Here is a 2,623-nt window from a genome sequence, read left to right as displayed (position 1 = left end):
AAGTATAGCTTAGGAATGCCATATCGTCGCGCTCAGTAGCTGCCAGCGGGAAATCCTCTGGAGCAGACTTCATTTCTTCATCAAGGAAAATCCATCCTTCTCTGCTTTCCCCGATGACAAACTTAGGGAGACCTTTTGCTTCTTCTAAACCAGCGAACTCATTTGTATATGGAGCATAGCTAACAATCGCTTTTACATCACCATGGGTAATACGATATTGAAAATCCTTTGCTCTCAGCATCTCAGAACTTGGAATGACAACAAGTCCCATTTTTAATGATGCAATGTATACCTGATATGCTTCGATCAGTCTCGGCACAACAACCAAAACTACATCGCCTTGTTTTAAACCGTTCTCCAAGAAAACGTTTCCAATTCTGTTTGCATTTTTTAGGAGTTCCCTGTATGTAATTTCCTTTGTATCGCCCTCTTCATTTTCCCAAAGGATGGCCTTTCTGCTGGAATCCTGGGCAAAGCGCTCCATTTCCGATACGAGATTATACTTTTGAGGTGCAATCAATTCTTCCCGGTTCATAATCTTCCCCCTTAATTTTTTAGATAAATCCCCACTAATTCATTATACAAAATTATTATAAAATTAAAAATTATAAGATAACGTTTTCTTCATTAAGAAAAGGAGCGGGACGTGTGCCCCGCTCCTTGTAGCCATATTATTTATTTTTTAATTAGCGAGAGAATCCGCCACCAAGTTGTTGTTCAGCCATTTGAACTAAACGCTTAGTGATTTCTCCTCCTACAGAACCGTTAGCGCGTGAAGTAGTTTCTCCACCAAGTTGTACACCAAATTCTGTAGCGATTTCATACTTCATTGAATCAAGAGCTTGTTGAACTCCAGGGACTAGAAGTTGATTTGAGCTGTTGTTGTTTGCCATGTGTTTTCACCTCCTTGTGAGTATAGAGTGTGTAGAAACACATGGCTTAATACCGAAGATCAACTGGTAATTGTTCACAAATATTTAACATATGCGAAAGTGATATTTATGTTCAAGGTTTATTACCGTTATATCTTCGAAAACAGACGCTCATAACCAACTTAGAATAAATCGTCTATAGGGTCGTCTTTTCGTTCGGATGCTGGTTTAACAATGATCCGCTCTGTTCCTTCTACCGCTTTCTGAATCAATTCCTCAAAATCAAAGTAGCTCTCAAAGTTCTGTACCTTTTCAAGCCTTGGCTTTGTTTTAGGAGATGCTGGCACAAAGACAGTACAACAATCTTCGTAAGGACGGATGGAGATGTCATGTGTATCGATTACGTGGGCAATATCCATAATCTCTAGCTTGTCCATTGTGATTAACGGTCTGATGATCGGCGTACTAGTTACTTCATTGATCGCATACATGCTTTCAAGTGTCTGGCTGGCAACCTGGCCAAGGCTTTCCCCTGTGATAATCGCCAGTCCACCCTGCTTTTCCCGGATAGCGTCTGTGATCCGCAACATCAGCCTTCTTGTTGTGGTCATCGTATAGTTTTCAGGAACCTGCTTGTGTATGGCTTGTTGAATTTCTGTAAATGGAACGATATGCAGCGCGAAATGCCCACTTACCTCTGCAAGTTTTTCAGAAAGATCGATAACTTTTTGCTTAGCGCGCTCACTTGTGAATGGTGGACTGAAGAAATGAACACCTTCTACTTCAAGGCCTCTTTTCATGGTCAAATAACCTGCAACTGGACTGTCGATACCGCCTGAAAGCATTAGCATCCCTTTACCTCCTGATGCAGCAGGCAGCCCCCCTGCTCCCCGGATATTCTCAGCTGAGATGTAGGCAGCCTCTTTTCGAATTTCAATCTGAAGGTTAATATCCGGTCTGCGTACATCAACAGTCAGCCCATCCACATTTCTTAAAATATGGCCGCCAAAAGCAGAGTTAATTTCATTCGTATCAAGTTCGAATGTTTTATCAGACCTTTTTGCACTAATTTTAAACGTTTGTCCTTGTTTGTGAATGCTCCTAAAAAGGTCAAGCGCAGCATCCTTCATTTTCTCAATATCTTTTTCCACTTTAATTGCCGGGCTGTATGATTGAATTCCAAATATCCTTTTTATTCGTTTCCCCACTTCGGCGCTGTCTTCGCCATTCAGTAGGATAAACATGCGGTCACGATCTGCCTTAATCTCAATATTCGGTAAATCACTTAAAGATCTTTTAACATTTTTTCTTAACCGGTCGATAAATTTGTTTCTGTTTCTTCCTTTTGTCGATATTTCTCCATATCGAACCAATATACGGTCATACATCATTTTTTTACTACCTCACTTAGTTGTTTTACAGCCTCTGCTATTGCTTTCACTGTTTGTTCTGCTTCATCTACTGTATTGCTGTAACTAAGACTGATCCGGATTGCACTTTCTGCCTCATCAGCCGGTACTCCCATTGCCAATAAAGTCTTGCTGGCAGCCTTTTTCTTTGAAGAACATGCGCTTGTAGTGGATACATATATATCCTTTTCCTCAAGCGCATGGACAAATGTTTCTGCCTTTAGTCCTTTTACAGAGAAATTCAAAATATGAGGCGCACTGTTTTCCTCAGGTGTATGAATGGTAATTTCCTTGATTTGGCATATCCCATCTCTTAATCTTTCCAGTGCCACAGTCATTTGA

General features: G+C 40.7%; 4 protein-coding genes. All 4 read right to left on the bottom strand.

Annotated elements, in window-relative coordinates; all coding sequences use genetic code 11:
- On the bottom strand, nucleotides 1–535 hold a 535-nt coding region (locus WB217_RS04155; RefSeq protein WP_423990912.1), incomplete at its 3' end, for an AMP-binding protein.
- A gap of 151 nt (nucleotides 536–686) precedes the next feature.
- Nucleotides 687–893 (bottom strand): small, acid-soluble spore protein, alpha/beta type, encoded by a 207-nt coding sequence (locus WB217_RS04150; protein WP_207500692.1) that lies wholly within the window; start codon nucleotides 891–893, stop codon nucleotides 687–689.
- 161 nt (nucleotides 894–1,054) lie between these two features.
- Nucleotides 1,055–2,263, bottom strand: a complete 1,209-nt coding sequence (gene thiI, locus WB217_RS04145; RefSeq protein WP_423990910.1) for a tRNA uracil 4-sulfurtransferase ThiI — start codon at nucleotides 2,261–2,263, stop codon at nucleotides 1,055–1,057.
- Nucleotides 2,260–2,623 (bottom strand): aminotransferase class V-fold PLP-dependent enzyme (locus tag WB217_RS04140; RefSeq protein ID WP_423990908.1); only part of this gene is annotated, 364 nt, incomplete at its 5' end. The genes thiI and WB217_RS04140, both read right to left, overlap by 4 nt.

The organism is Mesobacillus sp., assembly GCF_049588175.1.
GTDB lineage: Bacteria > Bacillota > Bacilli > Bacillales > Cytobacillaceae > Mesobacillus.
The sequence above is the reverse complement of the archived record's forward strand: the minus strand, read 5'-3'. Positions and strand labels throughout refer to the sequence as shown.